General features: G+C 71.0%; 18 protein-coding genes. 6 read left to right on the forward strand and 12 right to left on the reverse strand.

Annotation, left to right across the window (positions count from 1 at the left end):
* The first annotated feature begins 71 nt into the window (after positions 1-71).
* Positions 72-947, forward strand: coding sequence for a LysR family transcriptional regulator (locus tag ACTJI1_RS15280; RefSeq protein WP_440743308.1), 876 nt, complete (start codon positions 72-74; stop codon positions 945-947).
* 74 nt (positions 948-1,021) lie between these two features.
* Positions 1,022-2,356 carry a low temperature requirement protein A gene (locus ACTJI1_RS15285; RefSeq protein ID WP_440743309.1) on the forward strand — a complete coding sequence of 445 codons (1,335 nt, stop codon included), beginning with the start codon at positions 1,022-1,024 and terminating at the stop codon, positions 2,354-2,356.
* Here the strand turns inward: ACTJI1_RS15285 and ACTJI1_RS15290 are convergent.
* Positions 2,328-3,329: a TerC family protein gene (locus ACTJI1_RS15290; RefSeq protein ID WP_440743310.1), complete on the reverse strand. Its 1,002-nt coding sequence runs from the start codon at positions 3,327-3,329 to the stop codon at positions 2,328-2,330. The two genes, ACTJI1_RS15285 and ACTJI1_RS15290, sit on opposite strands and share 29 nt — an antisense overlap.
* 189 nt (positions 3,330-3,518) lie before the next feature.
* Positions 3,519-4,244 (reverse strand): SDR family NAD(P)-dependent oxidoreductase, encoded by a 726-nt coding sequence (locus ACTJI1_RS15295; protein ID WP_440743311.1) that lies wholly within the window; start codon positions 4,242-4,244, stop codon positions 3,519-3,521.
* A gap of 87 nt (positions 4,245-4,331) precedes the next feature.
* Here ACTJI1_RS15295 and ACTJI1_RS15300 point away from each other — a divergent pair, with 87 nt between their 5' ends.
* The 3 genes from ACTJI1_RS15300 to ACTJI1_RS15310 all read left to right on the forward strand — a co-directional run bounded on the left by ACTJI1_RS15300 (position 4,332) and on the right by ACTJI1_RS15310 (position 8,687).
* Complete coding sequence (locus tag ACTJI1_RS15300) at positions 4,332-5,240, forward strand: LysM domain-containing protein (protein ID WP_440743312.1); 909 nt, start codon at positions 4,332-4,334, stop codon at positions 5,238-5,240.
* A gap of 104 nt (positions 5,241-5,344) precedes the next feature.
* The gene (locus ACTJI1_RS15305) at positions 5,345-5,905 is read left to right on the forward strand and encodes a VanZ family protein (protein WP_440743313.1); all 561 of its coding nucleotides are present in this window, start codon (positions 5,345-5,347) and stop codon (positions 5,903-5,905) included.
* Between the two features lie 52 nt (positions 5,906-5,957).
* The gene (locus ACTJI1_RS15310) at positions 5,958-8,687 is read left to right on the forward strand and encodes an Ig-like domain-containing protein (RefSeq protein ID WP_440743314.1); all 2,730 of its coding nucleotides are present in this window, start codon (positions 5,958-5,960) and stop codon (positions 8,685-8,687) included.
* 141 nt (positions 8,688-8,828) lie between these two features.
* Here ACTJI1_RS15310 and ACTJI1_RS15315 read toward each other — a convergent pair whose 3' ends face one another.
* The 3 genes from ACTJI1_RS15315 to ACTJI1_RS15325 are packed head-to-tail and all read right to left on the reverse strand — an operon-like array spanning position 8,829 to position 12,475.
* Positions 8,829-10,100: a DUF1214 domain-containing protein gene (locus tag ACTJI1_RS15315; RefSeq protein ID WP_440743315.1), complete on the reverse strand. Its 1,272-nt coding sequence runs from the start codon at positions 10,098-10,100 to the stop codon at positions 8,829-8,831.
* Between the two features lie 32 nt (positions 10,101-10,132).
* The gene (locus ACTJI1_RS15320) at positions 10,133-10,807 is read right to left on the reverse strand and encodes a GAP family protein (RefSeq protein ID WP_440743316.1); all 675 of its coding nucleotides are present in this window, start codon (positions 10,805-10,807) and stop codon (positions 10,133-10,135) included.
* A 24-nt stretch (positions 10,808-10,831) separates the two neighbouring features.
* Positions 10,832-12,475, reverse strand: coding sequence for a SulP family inorganic anion transporter (locus ACTJI1_RS15325; RefSeq protein ID WP_440743317.1), 1,644 nt, complete (start codon positions 12,473-12,475; stop codon positions 10,832-10,834).
* Positions 12,476-12,634: 159 nt separating this feature from the next.
* Here ACTJI1_RS15325 and ACTJI1_RS15330 point away from each other — a divergent pair, with 159 nt between their 5' ends.
* On the forward strand, positions 12,635-14,026 hold the full coding sequence (locus ACTJI1_RS15330) for a DUF1254 domain-containing protein (protein WP_440743318.1): 1,392 nt from the start codon (positions 12,635-12,637) through the stop codon (positions 14,024-14,026).
* Positions 14,027-14,037: 11 nt separating this feature from the next.
* On the opposite strand, the gene ACTJI1_RS15335 is transcribed toward ACTJI1_RS15330, so the two are convergent.
* From ACTJI1_RS15335 to ACTJI1_RS15365, 7 genes are all read right to left on the reverse strand, one after another.
* A complete protein-coding gene (locus ACTJI1_RS15335; RefSeq protein WP_440743319.1) occupies positions 14,038-14,727 on the reverse strand; it encodes an aspartate/glutamate racemase family protein in 690 nt (229 codons plus the stop codon).
* Positions 14,724-15,182 (reverse strand): YkvA family protein, encoded by a 459-nt coding sequence (locus ACTJI1_RS15340; RefSeq protein WP_440743320.1) that lies wholly within the window; start codon positions 15,180-15,182, stop codon positions 14,724-14,726. Before ACTJI1_RS15340 ends, ACTJI1_RS15335 begins: the two co-directional genes overlap by 4 nt.
* Positions 15,179-15,778 carry a cation transporter gene (locus ACTJI1_RS15345; RefSeq protein WP_440743321.1) on the reverse strand — a complete coding sequence of 200 codons (600 nt, stop codon included), beginning with the start codon at positions 15,776-15,778 and terminating at the stop codon, positions 15,179-15,181. Before ACTJI1_RS15345 ends, ACTJI1_RS15340 begins: the two co-directional genes overlap by 4 nt.
* Positions 15,775-16,833 carry a cation diffusion facilitator family transporter gene (locus ACTJI1_RS15350; protein WP_440743322.1) on the reverse strand — a complete coding sequence of 353 codons (1,059 nt, stop codon included), beginning with the start codon at positions 16,831-16,833 and terminating at the stop codon, positions 15,775-15,777. The genes ACTJI1_RS15345 and ACTJI1_RS15350 overlap by 4 nt, the downstream gene beginning before the upstream one ends.
* On the reverse strand, positions 16,830-17,210 hold the full coding sequence (locus ACTJI1_RS15355; protein WP_310131961.1) for an ArsR/SmtB family transcription factor: 381 nt from the start codon (positions 17,208-17,210) through the stop codon (positions 16,830-16,832). The genes ACTJI1_RS15350 and ACTJI1_RS15355 overlap by 4 nt, the downstream gene beginning before the upstream one ends.
* Positions 17,211-17,283: 73 nt before the next feature.
* Positions 17,284-18,228: an ROK family protein gene (locus tag ACTJI1_RS15360; RefSeq protein ID WP_440743323.1), complete on the reverse strand. Its 945-nt coding sequence runs from the start codon at positions 18,226-18,228 to the stop codon at positions 17,284-17,286.
* Positions 18,225-19,829, reverse strand: coding sequence for a beta-N-acetylhexosaminidase (locus ACTJI1_RS15365; protein WP_440743324.1), 1,605 nt, complete (start codon positions 19,827-19,829; stop codon positions 18,225-18,227). The genes ACTJI1_RS15360 and ACTJI1_RS15365 overlap by 4 nt, the downstream gene beginning before the upstream one ends.
* Positions 19,830-19,836 lie beyond the last annotated feature (7 nt).

Genomic DNA, 19,836 nt, shown 5'->3' on the forward strand with positions numbered 1-19,836 from the left:
ATATGCTCCTGATCGAGCATCGAGTCCAACGGAAATAGACGATGCTGAGCATCGACGGATACGATGCACGAGTGGACACCCGTCAGCTCGAATACGTCGTCGCCATCGCGGACGAGCGCAGCTTCACCCGCGCCGCGGAGCGGGTCTTCGCGGCCCAGTCCACCGTCTCCGCCGGCATCCGCAGCCTGGAGCGCGAGTTGGGCGCTCCGCTGTTCGAGCGCGACGCCCACGGAGTCCGGCTCACCGACGTCGGCGAGGCCGTGGTGGCCGAAGCCCGGGCGACGCTGCAGTCGGTCGAGCGGATGCGCGAGCTGGCCGACCGGCAGGGCCCGCTGCGGGGCACCGTCCGCGTGGGCATCTTCACGAACCTGACGACGATCGACCTCCCCGGCGTTATGGGCGAGTTCCATCGGCGCCACCCCGAGGTCGACCTGCGGCTCGGCCCGTCCCCGAGCGGTTCGACCGGCCTCGTCGAGGACGTGCGCCAGGGCCGCCTCGACATCGCCTTCCACGGCCTCCCCGATCCCGTCTCCGACCTCCTGACGCATCCGCTCGCCGACTCGCCGTACGTCGCTGTGCTGCCGGAGGCGCATCCCCTCGCCCGCAAGCGGTCGGTGTCGCTCGCCGACCTCGCCGATGAGACCTGGGTGGATGCGCGCAGCGGCTTCGGCAACCGGGTCACCCTCGACCGCGCCCTCGCGGCGCGCGGCCTGACGCGCCGGGTGCCGACCGAGCTGTCGGACCTGGGCGAGATTCCGCGGTTCGTCGCCGCAGGTCTCGGCGTCGCCGCCCTCCCCGAGCTGACCGTCATCCCCGCGCCCGGCGCAGTGGTGCGTGCTCTGCGCGAACCGGTCGCCTGGCGGCTGAGCGCGATCGCGCGCCGACGGCCCGGCCGGGCGGCGGAGGCGATGCTCGCCCTGCTGGAGGAGCGGATCTCCGGGCTCTGAGTAGCCGGAGGCCGGCACCGCTTCCCGCAGGGTGGCCGGATGAGCCAGACTCGTGGCCGAGGGGCAGGTGGACGATGACCGACTTCGCGGACGAATTACGGCACGAGCTGCGGCACCGGATCCGGCCGATGCCGGGCCGCGACCCGCGCGAGCGCGGCCGGACCACGACCCCGCTGGAGCTGCTCTACGACCTGACCTACGTGGTCGCGTTCGCCGCCGCCTCCGACCAGCTGGCCGAGCAGCTCGGCCACGGGGACATCTGGCCCGCGATCGGCGCCTACATCTTCGCCGTGTGGGCGGTCAGCTGGGCGTGGCTCAACTTCACCTGGTTCACCTCGGCCTACGGCAACGACGACGCGCTGCTCCGGCTGGCGACCATCGTGCAGATGATCGGCGTCCTGGTGCTGACCTACGGCCTGCCGGTGAGCTTCGAGCGGGCGGCGCACGGCGAGAGCCCCAACAATCTGCTCATGGTGATCGGCTACATCATCATGCGCGTGCCGCAGATCGCCCTCTGGCTGAGGGCCGCTCGCGAGGATCCGGAGCACCGGCGCAACGCGCTCTCGTACGTCGTCATCATCTCCGTCGTGCAGGTCTGCTGGCTGCTGAGCGCGATCGTGCCGTTGCCCACCGCGGTCACCGTCTGGCTGCTGGTCGCACTGGCCCTCTTCGAGATGGTCGCCCCGGCCGTCGCCACCCGCTGGTACGGCTATTCGCCCTGGAACGCCGGGCACCTCGCCGAGCGCTTCGCGCTCCTCACGATCATCACCATCGGCGAGGTCATCGCCGGCACCACGGCCGCGGTCGGCGTGCTCACCCAGGAGAGCGGCTGGTCGCCGGAGGCGGTGCTGATCGCGGCCTCCGGGCTCGTGACGGCCGCCTGCGTCTGGTGGACGTACTTCCTGGTCCCGTCGAGGCTGGTGCTCGAACGGCTGCGGGAGCGCGCCTACGGCTGGCGGTACGCCCATCTGCCGCTGTTCGGGTCGATCGCCGCCATCGGCGCCGGCCTCCACCTGACGACGATCGCGATGGAGAGCGGCGGCGTCTCGCTGCTCGGGATCGCCCTGGCTCTCGCCGTCCCGCTCGCGATCACGATCGTCCTGATCTTCGGCACCTGGAGCGTGCTGCTCCACTCGCTCGATCTCACCCACGTCCCGCTGCTGCTGGTCACCTTGACCCCGCTCGCCGCCGCCGTCATCTTCGGCGCGGTGACGCATCCCGGCCAGTCGATCGACCTCGACCGGCCGGGCGAGCTGACCGCTCTGAGCATCGTCATCGGCCTGGTCGCGCTGGGCGCCGTGATCGAGGTCGTCGGCCACGAGCTGGTCGGCTACGGGCACACCCTCCGCGCGTGGAAGCGCGACCCCGAGGCGTCTCGGCTCAACGCTGCGCAGCCTCGCCCGTCGTGACCTCGGCCGGGCGCTCGTTGCGCGTCTTGCGCAGGCTGGCGATCGCGGCGACGGCGATGGTCGCGCCGATGAAGACCAGCGAGAACCAGACCGGGATCTCCGGGATCCACTCCACCGGCCGTCCGCCGTTGATGAACGGCAGCTCGTTGACGTGCAGCGCGTGGAAGACCAGCTTCACGCCGATGAAACCGAGGATGACTGCCAGCCCCTGCGAGAGGTAGACCAGCCGCTCGAGGAGGCCGCCGATCAGGAAGAACAGCTGCCGCAGTCCCATCAGGGCGAACGCGTTGGCGGTGAAGACGATGTACGCCTCGCTGGTCAGGCCGTAGATCGCGGGGATGGAGTCCACGGCGAAGACGACGTCGATCAGGCTGATGGCGATGATCGTGAGGAGCATCGGCGTGACGAAGCGACGGCCGTCCTTCTTCACCGTCAGACGGTCGCGGTGATACTCCTCGGTGACGGGGAGGTGGCGGCGGATGAAGCGCATCGCCCGGTTGTCGGACGGGTCGGAGTCGTGCGCGCCGAACGCCTGCCGCCAGGCCAGCACCAGCAGAAGGGCGCCGAACAGGTAGAACACCCACGAGTAGCTCTCGATCAGGGTGGCGCCGACCGCGATGAACCCGCCGCGCAGCACCAGCGCGATGATGATGCCGATCATCAGCACCTTCTGCTGGTACGCCTTCGGCACGGCGAACGCGGTCATCAGCAGCAGGAAGACGAACAGGTTGTCGACGGACAGGACCTTCTCGGTCAGGTAGCCGGCGAAGTACTGACCGCCGAAGTCCCACCCGGAGACCTGGCCGATGCCCACGCCGAACACCAGGGCGAGACCGATGTAGAAGGCGGACCAGCGCGCGGACTCGCCGATGGTGGGCTCGTGCGGCTTGCGCACGTGCGCAAAGAACTCGTAGACGAAGAAGGCGATCGTCACCGCGATGGTGATGATCCAGATGAGCGGGGTGACCTGCACCGGGACTCCAAGGGGTAGGCGTAGCGATTCGCCAAGGTCTCCTCCGCCCCGCGCCATTGCGGCGTCAGGACCAGCGGCCCGGGATGCGGTGGCGCATCCGTATTGACGGGCTCGCTGCGTGCGGGAGTACTCCCCTTGTTATGTCTATCTTATCGGGACGGATCCTGAGGAAGTCCTCAGAAATCGTCGCTACCGGAGGCTCAGCCCCGTGTGCTGCGCCAGTGCATCCACGAGCCGGTCCTGGAACGCCTCGTCGAGCGCTGCAGGATGCGGCCGCTGCGGCCGCTGGTGGTGCCAGTAGGCGGAGGTGCGCGTCGCCGGGTCCTCGCCTTCGGCGAGCCAGACCTGGGTGCGGTGGCCGAGCTCCAGGTCGTCCGGGGCGTGCGCGCCGCCCATCCGGGTCGGAACCCAGCCGGGATCGACCGCGTTGCTGAAGACGCCGGGGCGGTAGCGGGGGAGCGCCGCCGCCAGGGCGGTGACCATCAGCTTGGTGTCAGAGTAGGTCGCCGTCCTCCGTTCGCCCGACCAGTCGAGGCCGTCGAGCCGCGGGTGCCCGCCCCGGTGCATGCCGCTGCTGAGGAACACGACGCGCTCCGCCGGCACCAGCGCCGTCAGAACGTACGGCGCCACCACGTTGACCGGCAGCAGGTCGCGCCCATCGATGACGCCCGCGTTGTGGATCACCGCATCCACTCCACCGGCCGAGCGCACCTTCTCGGCGAGTGCGCGCACCTGCTCGTCGTCCGCGAGCTCTGCGGCGAGGATGCTGCCGCGGTCGCCGAGCACGGCCCGCAGGTCGTCTGCCCGGTCGAGGCTCCGGACGTGGCCGACCACCGTGTGGCCGTCTTCGACCAGCTCGCGGGCGGCTCCGAACCCCAGTCCGCTGCCCGCGCCCGTCACCAGCACCCGCGCCATGCCGCCTCCTCCGTGTCGAGCACACGATACGCCGGGCCGGCGGCGAAACGGGGCGCACGACCTGTTAGCATCCCGGGTGGGGGGACCATGGTTCACATAAGAGCGTTCCGGCGGCTCATGCTGGGAACGGTCGCGACGGCCGCGCTCGTCGCGGCGACCGCGGGGTTGAGTGGATGCGCGCTGTTCGGCGGCGACGCGAAGGCGGTGTCCGCGCCGCACCGGACGCCGCACGCCTCCGGGACGGCGACCACGTCCCCTCGCAGCACTCCCGGCGTCGGGATCCTGACCGGGTCGCCGACCCCGACGGCCACCCCGACGGCGCCTCCCCCGCCCGCCCCTACGCTGACGCAGGTGCCGGCCGGCACGGTTGTCGCGCAGGGCAGCGTCGCCTCGCCGAAGGGCAGCATCCACTACCGCTACCGCGTCGTGTCGACCGGCGACGGGATGTACAGCGTCGAGTACTCGGGCTTCACGTCGACGGTGCCGGTGCCTGTCTCGGCCACGTTCCTCGAGACACCTCCCAGCGTCGGCGACGGGCTCACCTATCACGGCATCGGCGACCACGCGCTAGGCGGACCGACCACCGCCGCGGCGCCGCAGACCTCCGCGGTGCTGGGCAAGAAGCCCTCCTACCTCACGACGCTCGTCACCTACTCCTCCGTCGCGTCGGAGGACGGGGTGCCGGTCGAGCTCGGGCCGAACAAGGTGCTCGCGGTCAACACGGTGTCGTGGTCGATCCCGCCGCGCCAGTCCAATGTCCACCCGGTGGACGGCGGGCCGCTCGTCGGCGCGCGCGGCGCGGTGACGGAGACCACGGCGAGCGGCGCGCCCGCGCGCTACGTCGTCGCGGTCGGCGACACCACGGAGAAGGTCGCGCAACGGTTCGGCATCCCGGTTTCGTACCTGGTCTGGCTGAACGCCGACCGGCAGGTGTTCGACGCGCAGCAGCAGCTGTATTCGTCGGTCACGCTGAATCTGAACCCCGACGACCTCTGAGCCGGCGGCCTCTCAGGCGGCGGCTGCGCAGGTACACCTTGCGACGGAGCCGTTCGCTACCTGCGGCCGATCCGTCGCGCCGCCCGGATGCCTAGCGTCGAAGGATGACCGCATCCGTCTCCGTCCACCGCCCGCGCACCGCGCCCGGGCCGCTGCCGGTCGCGCTGTTCGCCGCGTACCTCGTGCTGCTGGTCTGGGCGGTGCTGTGGAAGTTCCACACGCCCGACTTCGGCGGGGAGGGCGTGCGCGCCGTCAAGCTCGTCCCCTTCGTCGCGGGCGAGGGCTTCGGCCAGAACCGGCCGTCCGAGATGCTGGCGAACGTCCTGCTGTTCGTGCCGTTCGGCGTCTACCTCGGCGTGCTCGCGCCGCGCTGGCGGGCGCTCCGCGTCGCCGCCGTCGCGGCACTGGCGAGCTGTGCGCTGGAGGCCGCCCAGTACGTGCTGGCGGTGGGCAGCTCGGATGTCACGGATGTGATCCTCAACACGGTCGGCGCCGTCAGCGGGCTACTCGCTCTCACCGTCGCACGGCGAGTGGCGGGTGGACGGGCGGTGCCGGTCATCCTGTGGGCCTGCTCGATCGCGACCGTTCTCGCCGCGCTGTGGGGCGCCTCCCTGCTCGGCGGACCGCTGCATCCGCTGCCCCCGATGCCCGCGGTCGGGCGGTAGGCGGCCGCCGCCCGCTCTAGAGCTTTCGCCGCCAGGGGACCATACTGCGAGCATGCGCGGGCAGGGGGTCGGGAAGCTGGTCAGCGCGTTCACGGCGCTCGCCGTCGGAGCGCTCCTCGCCCTGGGCGCCGGTGCGGCTCCGGCGTCGGCGTCGTTCGCGACGCAGTGCGGAGCTCCGACGCGGGTGCTGGACGCGGGCGCCTCGTCCGTCTCCCTCGCCACGGGCGAGACGGTGCTCCTCGCCTCCGGAACGTTCGCGGGAGGGGTGGATGCTCTGCCGTCCGGAGCGACCCTGTGCGTCGGGGCGGGCGCAGTCCTCCGTCCCTCCTACGTCAACAACGCATCGGGCGCGCTGGTCGTCGCGCCCGGCGCGCTCGCGGCCTTCCCGTCCATCGCCGTCGGCACGGGCTTCGCCCTCGGCGTCGAGGGCACCGTCGAGTTCGCCGGGCTGAACGTCAACGGCGCATCCACGTTCACGGTCGCCGGCGGCGGATCGCTGACGATCGCGGGAGGCTTCGCGCCCTCCGCGGGAACGTTCGACAACGCGGGGACGATGACCATCTCGGGTCCGCTGAGCCTGAACAGCGGCGCCCGCATCGAGAACTCCAACGACCTGAGGATCGTCGGCGACGCGAACCTCAACGGCCGGTTGCAGAACACGGGGAACGTGGAGATCGCCGGATCGCTGACCGTGAACGGCGGCGGGATGTTCGCCAACGACTGCCGCGTCCGCACGACCGGGGCGCTGTCGAACAACTCCGCGACGTCCGCGAACGCGGGGATCGTCATCGCGGGAGGGGTGTTCACCAACAACGGCACCTGGCGGCAGTCGGTGGAGGGCCTGCTCTCGTCCACCGGTCTCACCGACGACGGCGAGGTGAGTGGCTTCGGCTCGTACCGGTTCGCCGGACCGACCAGCGTGCAGGGCCGGTTCACCGGCGACTCGCCCGGCACCCCCATCCAGGTGCAGACCCAGGCGCCCGCGGGCAGCATCTTCGACGTGCAGACAGGCGTCGTCGCCAACGTCGTCCGGGTCGCTGCCACCCGCGCGGCCACCCTCGACGCGCCCCTGTCGGGATGCACCGTCAACGCCGTGCCGTTCGCCGACCTCTCCGTCTCGAAGTCGGGTCCGGCGACCGTGCTGCAGAACGGGGACGTGACGTACACGCTCGTCGTGGCGAACGCCGGCCCCGACGACGCCGAGGGCGTGGTGCTGACCGACACGCTGCCCGCCGGGGTCAGCGGCGTGGTGGATGCGGGAGGCGGCACGGTTGCGGGCGGAACGATCAGCTGGGCCATCGGCACGCTGGCGCCGGGAGCCTCCACCGCCCGGACGTTCACCGTCTCCCAGGCGGCCGCGGTCGGAACGGTGCTCCACGACGTCGCCTCCGCGATCTCGGACACCGACGACCCCGACCCGTCGAACAACGACGGGTCGAGCGCGGACAGCCAGGCGGACACCACCGTGGTCGGGGTAGCGCCGCCGCCCAATTCGCCGCCCGTCGCTCAGCCGCTGACCCGTCCCGGGTTCACCGCCGAGCTGCTCTTCGGCCGGGTGAGCGCCACCGACCCGGACACCGGACAGAAGCTGACGTACACGATCACGACTCCGCCCGTCCACGGCCGGGCGCTCGTGGTCGCCGGCGGCGGCTTCGGCTACCGCTCGGCGGACGACTTCACCGGTGACGACAGCTTCGTCTACACGGTCTGCGACGACGGGACGCCGGTGCTCTGCGACTCGGCCACCGTCTCCCTGCCGATCAGCCCGATCGCGGTCGACGACTCCGCCGAGACCTCCGCGGGCGCGCCGGTCGTCATCCCGATCTCGGCCAACGACTCGCTGGGCGCCGCCCTCAGCCCGGCGCTCACGACCCCGCCGTCGAACGGCACGGCCACTGTGGATGCCGTCGCCGGAACGATCAGGTACACGCCCGCCGGCGGCTTCACCGGCCAGGATGCCTTCCAGTACCGCATCTGCTCGCCGACGAACCCGTCCCTCTGCGCCACCGCCACGGTGACCGTCACAGTGCGGCCCCTGAACAACCCGCCCGTCGTCGCGTCCCTCCAGCTGACGACGACGGTCGCGACGCCCGTGACCCGCGCCATCCGGGCCACCGATCCCGACCCGGGCCAGACGCTCGCGTTCGCCCGCGGCATCCCTCCCCGCACCGGGACGGCGACGGTGTCCGCCGACCAGACGACGTATCTCCCGCGCACCGTCTTCGCGGGCACCGACCAGTACTCCGTGATCGTCTGCGACGACGGCGTGCCCGTACTGTGCGCGACCGGGCTGGTCGACGTCGACATCTACCCGGTGGCGAACCCGGACAGCGCGACGACGCCCGCCGGAACCGCGGTGAGCATCCCCGTCACGGACAACGACCAGGGCACCGTGGGGCCGCCGACCGTCGCGACGCCACCGGCGCACGGCACGGCGACCGCGAACGGACCGTCCTTCGTCTACACGCCCGAACCCGGCTTCTCCGGCAGCGATGCGTTCACCTACACGATCTGCGCCTCCATCGCACCGACGCTGTGCGACACGACGACGGTCACCGTGCAGGTCACGGCTGGAACGGTCGGGCCGCCCGACGGTTCCGGCGACGGCTCGGCCAGCGCGGCGGCGGGACGACCGGACGGCGACCTCGCGGCGACCGGCGGCCGCGCCCCTGACATGCCGGCCGTCTGGCTGGGGCTGGCCACGGTTGCGGTCGGTGGCGCCGTCGTCGGCGTGGCCGGGCGGAGGCGCCGTAGCGGCGAGCGCCGCGACCTGGAGATGTGACGTTCACGACCATGGGCAAGCGTGGTCAAGCTTTCCTACGGATGCGTCGTAAGTAAAGGTTAGCGCGCATCCTTTACTTACCAGCTCCGATCGTCCCGCTTGCAGCGGTCCCGAGCCGCCCTGTGCCGGCGCCACCCGCGGTCACGCCGGCGTGACCGCCCGGGTGATCGGCGGCGGGAACCACTCGCCCGCGAGTGCCGGCTTCCGGGCGACGTAGAGCCGCAGGTTGAGCGAGAACCCGCCGCCCTTCGGGGACGGGAGCCACTGCGACTCGGCCACGTCCGCCGGGCGTTCCGGTGCGATCCAGATGCTCACGCTGCCGTCGTCGTTGGGCGGGAGCACGGCCTCCGAGTTGATGCCGTAGCGGTCGATCGGGTTCGGGACGACGCGGTAGTCCGGCACCGAGTAGAGCGTCAGCGACCAGAACGCGTCGACCAGGGCCGCGGGTTCCCCCTTCGGGAAGCGGATCTCGTAAGTGGCGGAGCCGTCGAGGAGAGTGCCGTCGCTTCCGAGCTGGCCGACGTAGTAGATGGCCTCATCGACCGTGTTGGCCCAGAGGCCGCCGTAGTCGACGATGTCGCGGGCGAGCACGTCATTGCCGAAGCGGCCCGCCGAGAACGCGACCGACCATCCGTTGCGCTGGGTTCCGAAGCCCTTGGTGCCGGCGAGGAAGGCCGGCCACGCCTTCGTGCGGACGACCTCGTCGACCGCCGCTCTGGCCTCGTCGTCGCCCGCGATCCTCTCGGCGATGGCGCGCACGAGCTCGGCGTAGCGGGGTGCGTCCGGCATCGCATCCGGCGCCGTCTCCAGCAGGTCGAGCCCGGCGGTGAACGCTTCCGCTCCCGGGAGCGCCGCGTTGCTGAAGTCGGGGATCGCCGGAGGAGGGGCGATCTCGATCCCGGCCGGGGCGTCGATCGTGAACTGTCTCTGTAGCGCGACGGCCTCATCCGGTGACGTCTTCAGCTCCACCCGGGCGAGGATCTTCGCCTTGGGGCCGGGCAGGTCGATCGCGAGCGCACCGTCCGGGAGCGGCGGGGTCGTCCCGGCGAGGCGGAACGACACCGGCCCGGACGGATGCTCGGGGAAATTCCGCTCGTTCACGTTCGCGATCACCTCGCCCCACACGTCCACGACCTGCACGGTGTAGTAGCGGCCGACGATCTCGGGAACGTGCAGCGTCACCGCGTGCTTGGGGTCGACGGCGATCCACGCTTCGAGGTACGCGACGTCGAGGTTCGGGTTGACGAACTCCGCCGAACCGAGCGGGTTGTACTTGATCGTGTTCCAGCCGACATGCTCGACGTCGATGTCGTACTTCTCCTGCCGGGCGACCAGGAGCCGGCCGAAGAGGTACAGGTACGCGTCGACGATCTCATCGTCGGACGGCAGGCCGGTGACGTCCGTTGCGGGCATGCTGTTCTCCGATCTCGGTGGTGTTGGTCGGCTCAGAACCGCCCGATGCCCTTGCCGATCAGCACGACGCCGATCACCAGGAGCAGGACGGACATGATGGTGGCGTTGTTGTGCACGAGCCAGGTGCGCAGGGCTTCGAGCGGCCGGGCCATCCGCGAGGAGGCGGCCAGGTACGCGGTGACGGGCACGGCGACGGTGGACGCGGCGATGACGGTGTAGACGATCACGGCGACGACGGCCTCGCCTGCGTTCTGCGCGTCGGATCCGATCGCGACGCCGGCCGCGACGCCCATCAGGAGGTTCTTCGGGTTGAGGGCGGAGAGGAGGAACCCGAGCACGAGCGCCCGGACCGCGGTCATCGTGTCGATGGCGGCCATCCACTTCGGCAGGGCCGGCTCGGCGCCCGCTGCGGGACGCGACCGCCACTGCCGCACGGCGAGCACGAGCAGCAGCAGGCCCAGGATGATCGTGATCGTCCCCACGACAGGCTTCGACTGCTCGGCGTCGTCGCCGTGCGGGATGACCGTGGAGAGCAGGGTGAAGAGGACCACCGCCACGACGATCCCGAGCACCCAGCCGAGGAGGAAGCCGAGGCTGGTGCCGCGGGCCTTCGGAGACAGCAGCATCAGGATGGCCGCGATGATCGGGATGGGGCTGATCGCGACACCGAGCGCGAGGGGGAGGATGTCTCCGATGACGGGTCCCATGCTGATCCTGCTCTCTCGTGACCGTCAGCCGACGGATGGTGTGCCGAGGTCCGCGAGCGCGGCCCGGTTGGTGGGGTAGAGTCGCTCGTCGCCGAGCACGCCGAGGTGGCGCATCCGCTCGACCAGGTCGCCGCGGGGGCGGCTGAACGACAGGTCGACGCTGTGGTCGGTCAGCCACTCCTTCAGGTCGGCGAAGTCCTCGGCGCCCGTGACGTCCACGTCGGTGACCGCCTCCAGGTCGAGGACCACGTGCCGGACGTCGTTGCCCGTCACCGCGCGCTTCACGGCGTCGGCGAAGACGGACCCGTTGGCGAAGAACAGCGGAGCGGCCAGCCGGATGACGACGATGCCGGGCGCGGTCGTGGCGCCCTTCGGCGCCGGGTCGAGCAGCGACGCGCCCGGGTCACCGTCCGCCGCCAGCACGTCGATCGCCGGGGTGGACGCGCGCTTGGCCAGGTTGATCAGGGCCAGGACGAACGCCACGACGATGCCCGGGATCGCCCCGATCAGCAGGGTGACGACGAAGCAGACCGCGCCGATGCCGAACTCGAACCGGTCCTGCCGCCACAGCCGGGCGAACTCGGGGATGCCGAGCAGCGGGACGATCGCCACCGCCACGATCGCGCCGATCGCGGGCGACGGGACGTGCTCGAGCAGCCCGGTCCCGAAGAGGAGCAGCAGCAGCGTGCCGACCGCAGCGACCAGCGACGGGAGCTGCGTCCGCGAGCCCGCCTGGTCCATCGCGGCGGTGCGGGAGGTGGACGACCCGACCGCGAACCCACCGGTCGCGCCGGCCGCGACGTTCGCCGCGCCGAACGCGAGCAGGTCGCGGTTCGGGCTGGTGCCGTAGCGGTGCTTCTCGCCGTAGTTGCGGGCGACGAGCAGACCCTCCGCCATAGTCACCATCGTCAGCGCGATCGCCGAGGGGATGAGCGCGAGCCAGCGACCCCAGTCGAGCACCGGCCAGGTGATCGTCGGCGGTCCCGCATCCACCGGCCCGAGCACGGCGACGCCCTGGGACTCGAGCCCCGTCAGGACGACGACCACGGTGGCGACGACGAGCACGATCAGCGCCCACGGCACCGCTCGCGCGACGCGCTGCCCGACCACCAGCACGATCACCGAGAGCACCGCGATCAGCAGCGACCAGCCGTTCAGCTTCGGCAGCTCGGTGATGACCGCGACCAGCTTGTCGGTGAACTCCGCACCCGAGTCGATCTTCTCGCCGAACATCTTCGCGACCTGGCTGATCAGGATGTCGAGCGCCAGGCCCCCGACGAACCCGATCAGGATGGGCTTGGAGAGGAAGTTCGCCAGGAACCCGAGCCGGAACACGGCGGCCAGCGCGAACAGCGCGCCGCAGATGATCGCCTGGGCGAACGCGAGCGTGAGGTAGTCGGCGCTTCCCGCGACGGCCAGCCCACCGATCGAGGAGGCGACGAGGGCGGCCGCCGCCGCATCCGGCGAGGCGACCAGCTGACGGGACGACACGATCAGCGCGTAGACGATCGCCGGAAGCACCAGCGCGTACAGCCCGGCGGTCGGCGGCAGGCCGGCGATCTGCGCGTACCCGATGTTCAGCGGCACCGCGATGGCCAGCAGCGTGACGCCCGCGACGGCTTCCGAGCCGGCATTGCGCCAGGTCAGACCCGCGAGCGGTCGCTGCATGGGCTCAGTCTGGGGGACCAGGGCGCCGCGTGCCTAGGACCGATTTCCTCCCCTAGACGCCTCCCGGGCCGCTGCATATCCTGACGCCAGGTGCCGCGAGGACGCGGGCGCATCGTACGGTCGGGGGCGGTCGACTCGACCCCGTCGAAGGGACCGAACATGACCGTCGAGCTGCCCGGCCGCCTGGCCGACCTCCCGATGGACGGCGACCTGCCGTCCCGCGAGGCGGTGCCCACGATCTTCGACGAGCTGGACTACCAGCTCGCCTGCCAGGCCTACCTCTGGGCGCTGCCGCTCGTGTCCTACGCACAGTGGAAGACCCAGCACTACGACGTGTTCGGCGCCACCGGGAGCGACCTGGTCCGCTATCTGAGCTACCGGGACCGGCTGGGACTGATCACCGCGAACGCGACCACCCCGTACATCCTGAACTTCTTCGACCTCTCCGCCAGCGGCCCGCTGGTGGTCGAACTGCCCGCCGGGCCGACCGCGGGCGGTGTCTCCGACTTCTGGCAGCGCGAGGTCGGAGCCATGGGCGAAATGGGCCCGGACCGGGGTGAAGGCGGCAAGTACGTCATCCTCGGTCCGGGGATGGACGCGCCGGCCGACCTCGGCGACGACTACCGCACACTGCGGTCCTCCGGGGTCAACATCATGTTCGGCTTCCGCACCCTCGACCCGGACCCGGAGCGCGCCGACGCCCTGGTGCGTGCGGTGCGGATCTACCCGTACGCCGACCGCGAGAACCCGGCTCCGACGCGGATCGTGTCCCCCGATGGCCGCGCCTGGACCGGCGACCAGCCGCGAGGGCTCGACTACTGGAGGCGGCTGCACGACATCTACCAGAGCGAGGTGGTGGATGAGCGCGACCGCTTCTACCTCGCCATGCTCAAGCAGCTGGGCATCGAGAAGGGGAAGCCGTTCGAGCCGTCCGAGCGGCTGGTCCGCATCCTCGAGCAGGGTGCTGCCGCGGGGGAGCTGATGGCGCAGGCCAACACGTTCGCCAAGCGCTTCGAGCAGGGCAGCTACTGGCCCGACCGTCGCTGGGAGCAGGCCATCGTGCTCGACGACTCGGCACAGCGCGGCGACGGTTACGACGAACTGCTGGAGCGCGCCTCCTGGTTCTACGAAGCGGTCAGCTTCTCGGAGGCGATGAAGAGCCGGACCCCCGGGGTCGGCCAGGCCTACCTCGGCGCGTACGCCGACGGCGACGGCGCATGGCTCGACGGAGGCCGCAGCTACAGCCTCCACGTGCCGGCAGAAGTCCCCGCGAAACTGTTCTGGTCGGCCACCGTCTACGACGCCGCGACCCGCTGCCTGATCGACACCGACCAGCAGCGCGGCGACCGCGGGTCGCGCGATCCCGAACTCGTGGCGAACGACGACGGCTCCGTCGACCTCTTCTACGGCCCGACGCCGCCCCCGAGTGGAGAGTCGAACTGGGTGAAGACCATCCCGGGCAAGCACTGGTTCTCGTACTTCCGCCTCTACGGGCCGCTCGAGCCCTACTTCGACCGCAGCTGGAAGCTCGGGGACATCGTGCCGGTGTGAACCGGCGAGCGTTACGCCAGGGCGAAGTCGATCGCGGCTGCCGCGTGCAGTGCGGTGGTCGGGAGGGTCGGCACCGGTGAATCCTCGGGACGCACGAGCAGCTCGATCTCGGTGCAGCCGAGGATGACGCCCTCCGCGCCGCGGGCGACGAGCTCCGCGATGGCGCTGCGGTAGACCGCGCGCGACTCCTCGCGGACGATCCCGAGCACGAGTTCGCCGTAGATGATCTCGTTGAGCGCCGCCTGGGCGTCGGGGTCCGGAACGAGGACGCGCAGTCCGGCCGCCTCGAGGCGGTCGCGGTAGAACGATTCCTGCATCGTGAAGCGGGTGCCGAGCAGCGCGACCGTGCGCATCCCGGCGTCGAGTGCGGCTGCGGCGGTCACATCCCCTAGGTGCAGCAGCGGGATGCGCAGATCGCGGCAGACCCGGTCGGCGACCTTGTGCATGGTGTTCGTGCAGAGCACGACGCACTCCGCTCCGGCGCTCTCGAGCCGCTGCGCCTCAGCGGCCAGGATCTCACCGGCGCGGTCCCATTCGCCGGCGGTCTGGAGCCGCTCGATCTCGGCGAAGTCCACCGACACCAGTACGAGGTCGACGGAGTGCAGGCCGCCGAGCCGCTCGCGGATCCCTTCGTTGAGCAGCGAGTAGTAGAGTGCGGTGCTCTCCCAGCTCATCCCGCCGAGCAGGCCGATGCGTCTCATGGCGTCTCCTCCCGTCCCCCAGTGTGCCGCACGGACCGCGGGATGCGCGCGAGCGTCACGAGGCTCGAGAGTCCGTCGGGCGTCCCCGGCCAGTTGCGTTCGAGCGCCTCGAAGCCGGCGTGCTTGGCGGCGAAGCGCAGGGCGAGGACGGTGATGATCGCGTCGTCGGCGTAGCCGATGCCGGGCAGGAAGTCGGGGATGAGGTCGATCGGGAGGATCAGGTAGGCGAGCAGCCCGTACAGCCACCAGCGGGTGCCGCGCGGCACGGACGGGTCTGTCGCGAGGCGCCGGATCAACCGGATCACGTCGGGCACCAGCCGCAGGACGGCACGCCAGTCCACGTCTCGCCCCGCCCGCCGCTGCTGGACGAGCAGGACGGCCACGAGGGCGATCCAGATGACGGCCAGGCCGATGAGCACTCCGACGACGGTCCACATCCATTCGGCCACGGTCACTCCCGGAAGATGTGGACGGCCTCGCGCACGGCGTAGGCGACGATCACGAGGCCGGCCACGGGATCCGCCCACCACCAGCCGAGGAGTGCGTCGAGGGCGATACCCAGCAGGACCGCGGTGGCGAGGATGCCATCCACCAGCGTCACGCGGCCCTCCGTGGTCAGCACCGGGTTGCCGAGCCGGCGGCCGGTGCGGGCTTTGCCGAAGGCGAGCGCGAACATCACCAGCGCGGTCACAGTCGTCCAGCCGACGCCGCCGGGGGCGGGCGCGGCGTGATGGCCGGCGATCAGTGCGACGACCGCCTGGACGAGGAGGTACGCGGCCAGCAGGAGGAACGCCACGCCGATCAGCCGCAGCGCGCGCCGCTGGCGACGCTCGCCGGCAGCGGTCAGCTCCCAGATCACGACGACGCTGGCGAAGACCTCGATCAGGCTGTCCAGCCCGAAGCCGAGCAGCGCGACCGAGGCGCTCCGGTAGGCGAGGACGGCGAGCACGATCACCCCGACGACGTTCCAGGCGAGGGTGAATGCCTCCAGGCCGATGCCGAACCGGGTCAGCCGGAGCCGGGCGTCGTCGGCCAGCCGGGTGTCCGTCATCGCGCCGGGTCGATGCTCGCGGGCACCAGTTCGAGCTGGAGGTCGTCCAGGTTGCGGAGATGCGTCGTCGCATGCTGCCGAGCGGCCTCGGCGATGCCGTGGGCGTCCGTCAGGTTCGGGGTGTCGACGACAAGCCAGGCGCTCCCGTGCAGCCGGTGACCGATCCAGCGCAGCTGCACGCGCGGCACCGCGACGACTCCGCTCGTCTCGGCCAGTGCGTGCTCCAGCTGGTCGACCAGGTGAGGTTCGATGCCGTCGAGCAGCCGTCGGCCGATGCTGCGGACGGTTCCCCAGAGCAGCACGATGATCGCGGCGGAGATGAGCAGGCCGACGATCGGGTCGGCCAGAGGGAAGCCGAGCATGACGCCGAGCGCGCCGAGGACGACCGCCAGCGAGGTGAAGCCGTCGATCCGCGCATGGACGCCGTCGGCGACGAGTGCCGCGGACCCGATGCGCTGCCCGACGCGGATGCGGTAGATCGCGACCGCCTCGTTGCCGGCGAATCCGATCAGGCCGGCGACGATCACCCAGCCCAGGTTCTCCAGCGGGTGCGGGTGGAAGAGCCGGTCGATCGACTGCCAGGCCGCGACGACGGCGGACAGCGCGACGACGGCGATGATGAACAGCCCGGAGAGGTCCTCGGCGCGTCCGTACCCGTAGGTGTACCGGCGGGAGGCGGCCCGGCGCCCGAGGACGAAGGCGATCCAGAGCGGTACGGCGGTCAGCGCGTCCGAGAAGTTGTGAACCGTGTCGGCGAGCAGCGCGACCGAACCGCTGAAGGCGACGATCACCGCCTGCAGCAGGGTCGTCCCGAGCAGCACGAAGAGGCTGATCTTCAGCGCCCGCACGCCCTCGGTGCTCGCCTCCATCGCGTCATCGATCGCGTCGGCGGCGTCGTGCGAATGCGGGACGAAGAGGCCGTAGAGGAAGCCCTTGAAGCCGGTTGGGTGGTGGCCGTGATCGTGGTCGTGCGGGTGCCCGTGGTCGTGCAAGTGGTCGTGGTCGTGGTCGTGTGGATGTCCGTGACCGTCGTGCGTGTGCGCCTCGTGGGTCACGCGGTCGCCTCTTCGTCCACACCAGCCGCCGCGTGGTGGTGCCGCGGCGTGCCGCCCAGGGAGTGCTCAGCCTGGAAGATCGCGTCGCTCACCAGACGGCTCGCGTGCTCGTTCTCGAGCCGGTAGAAGACCCGCTGGCCGTCCTGCCGCGTGGCGACGATCCGCGCCAGCCGCAGCTTCGCCAGATGCTGAGACACGGCCGCGGGCTGCTTGTCGAGGATGTCCGCGAGGTGGTTCACCGACAGCTCGCCCGCATCCCGCAGCGCCAGCACGATGCGCACCCGGGTCGCATCGGCGAGCATCGCGAACACCTCCACGGCGAGTTCGACGTACTGGCTGTCGGGAAGGCGTCCGCATATCGGCTTATCTGCGTGCATACGCAGATTAAAGTCGGGGCTGCCGCGCGATGCAACTCCGCAGCGCGGACCGACGCTCTCCGCCGCGCGAGTGTCAGCCCAGCGGCGCGAGCGAGGGCCGCAGCTCGGCGGATGGCTCCCGCGGTGATGCGATGAGCGCGGCGCCGACCGCTGCGATCGGCAGGTCCTCTTCCACCAGCCGTACGCGTCGGTGAAGGCTCAGGCTCCTGAGGAAGGGCGCTTGGTCGGACCACGTGAGAAGCACTTCGCGCACGTCGGTGAGCAGGCGTTCCCCGATCCGGCTGACGCCCCCTCCCAACAGGACCGTCCCGGCGTCGACCGTCAGAACGAGGGTGCGAACGGCGGACGCGATCCCCTCGGCGAGGCTCGAGCGGATGCGGGCGGCGTCGCTGTCGCCCGCATCCGATGCCTCGAAGAGCGAGCGCACGGGCAACGGATCACCGCTGTGCCACTGCCGCGCGACCCCGAACCCGCTCGCGACCGTCTCGAGGCAGCCGCGCTGGCCGCAGCCGCAGAGCACTCCAGCGGGGTCGATCGGCAGGTGCCCGATCTCGCTGGCGATTCCGCTCGCGCCCGTCCACAGCCGGCCGTCCGAGACGATCGCCGCAGCCAGGCCGCTGCCCACGTTGACGTAGGCCGTCGTTCCCTCCGGCTGGAGAAGATGGCTCGCGCCGAGTGCGGCAGCACGGACGTCGTTCTCCACGAAGACGTCCGCGTGGAGGCGCCGGGCCAGGTCTCGGCCGAGCTCGACCTTCTCGATCCCGAGGTTCACGGCGAACTCCACGCGACCGGAACTCCTGTCGATCATCCCCGGTATGCCGATCCCGATGCTGCGGAAGTCGCGCGCGGCGGTGTGGGTGAGCCGGCTCAGGCGGAGGACGGCGGACTCCGCGCTGTTCACCACCCCCACCGGGCCGAAGCCGCTGTTCATGCGCGTCCGTGCAGCGATGCGACCGTGATCATCGACGGCGACCGCGTCGATCTTGGTTCCGCCGATGTCGAGCCCGACCCGGATCATGCGCGCACCCGCACCGGCAGATCGACCTGCCGCCATTCCACCTCGGCGGAACGGAACCAGCTCCAGTCGCGGGCGGCCCAGATCGACGACTGTCCGGCCAGGCGCCGAGCGTAGTCGCCCCACACGGTCGTGGCCCGAGCCGCCCAGGCTACTTCCGCTGTCCCCGACAGCCGCGGCAACAGAAGGAACTCCAGGTCGTCCCGTCCGGTGACGGTCTCGCACCACAGCGCGGCTTCGACTCCGGCGAGGTCGCTGTCATCGCGGGCGCCGGGTGTCTGGTCGACCGGATCCCACTCGACGTACTGCCGGAGAGTGGCCGCCGGGTACACCGGCAGGCCCACCCGGCCGCGGCGTTCCTCCTGCTCGGGGTCGCTGGACGGGGCCGCATGCGGTCGATCGAAGTAGGCGCGGCTGGCCGGCGAGGCGAGCACACGAGCACCCTTGGCGAGCGCGGTGTCCGTGTCGCCCTCGGCCTTGGCGAGCATCTCCGTGAGAACCGGGAGGAACTCCGGGGGCATCATGGCGGCGACGGCGTCGGAGCTGAGCTGCTGCTCCATGTCCCCGAGGTCGATCCAGAACTGCGCGATGTCGCCCGCGCCGATGCCGGCCCGCGAGATCTCCTGCCAGCCGACCACGCGCCGCCCGTGCTGCTTGACGATGGCCGCGGCGCGATCGACGAAGCGGGCGTGAGCCTCGTCGGCCATCCCGAACGCCTCATCCCCGCCGATGTGGAGGTAGGCGCTCGTCGGGAATCGTGCAGCCAGCTCCCGCACGACGTCGTCGATGAATCGCCAGGTGGGTTCGTGGTCGGGGTCGAGCGTCCCGATCGGAACCGCGGCCGACTCGATCTGCGGGGGCGTCGTGCGCAACTCCGGATAGGCGGCGAAGACCGCCGAGACGTGCCCGGGCATGTCCGCCTCGGGCACCAGCGTCACGAATCGCGCGGCGGCGTACGCGACGAGGTCGTCGAGTTCCTCGACGGTGTAGTGCTCCGACTCGGCGGTCAAGGCCGGCCACCCGGGGACGCTGAAGCGCCAGCCCTGGTCGTCGGTGAGGTGCAGGTGGAGCACGTTGATCTTGTGGAGGGAGCACATGTCGATGACCCGGCGCACCGTGTCGGCCGGATGGAAGCATCGCGCCACATCCAGTGACAGCCCGCGCCATGCGAACCGGGGCGCATCCGAGATCTCGGCGGCGGCGACCTGCCACGTCTCGTCGTCGCTGGTCGCGAAGGCGATCAGCTGCCGGAGCGTCGTCAGTCCACGGTGGACCCCCTCCGCTGTCGGCCCCCACACCCGGATGCCGTCGGCACCGATCTCCAGCCCGTAGCGCTCGTCCGCCTGGTCGAGGCCGTCGGCACGGACACCCGCGGCGGGCGGCAGCGGTTGGAGGGCGTCGTCGGAGAGGTCGAGCTGGACGGCGCTCGGGGCGGGGGTGAGGGCGACCGTCAGTGCGGGGCCTCCGTCCGTCACGAGATCACGCACGAAGAGTGCGGCGACCCGCACGAGCTCGGGGGGAGCGGCGACCGTGTCACCGGGGTGCAACGGGAACGAGCCGGAGCGGGCGTGGAGGTGCCGGGGCAGGGGGATGAGGGGGAACACGATGGGC

Source organism: Leifsonia sp. 22587, from assembly GCF_052044215.1.
GTDB classification, from domain to species: domain Bacteria; phylum Actinomycetota; class Actinomycetes; order Actinomycetales; family Microbacteriaceae; genus Leifsonia; species Leifsonia shinshuensis_C.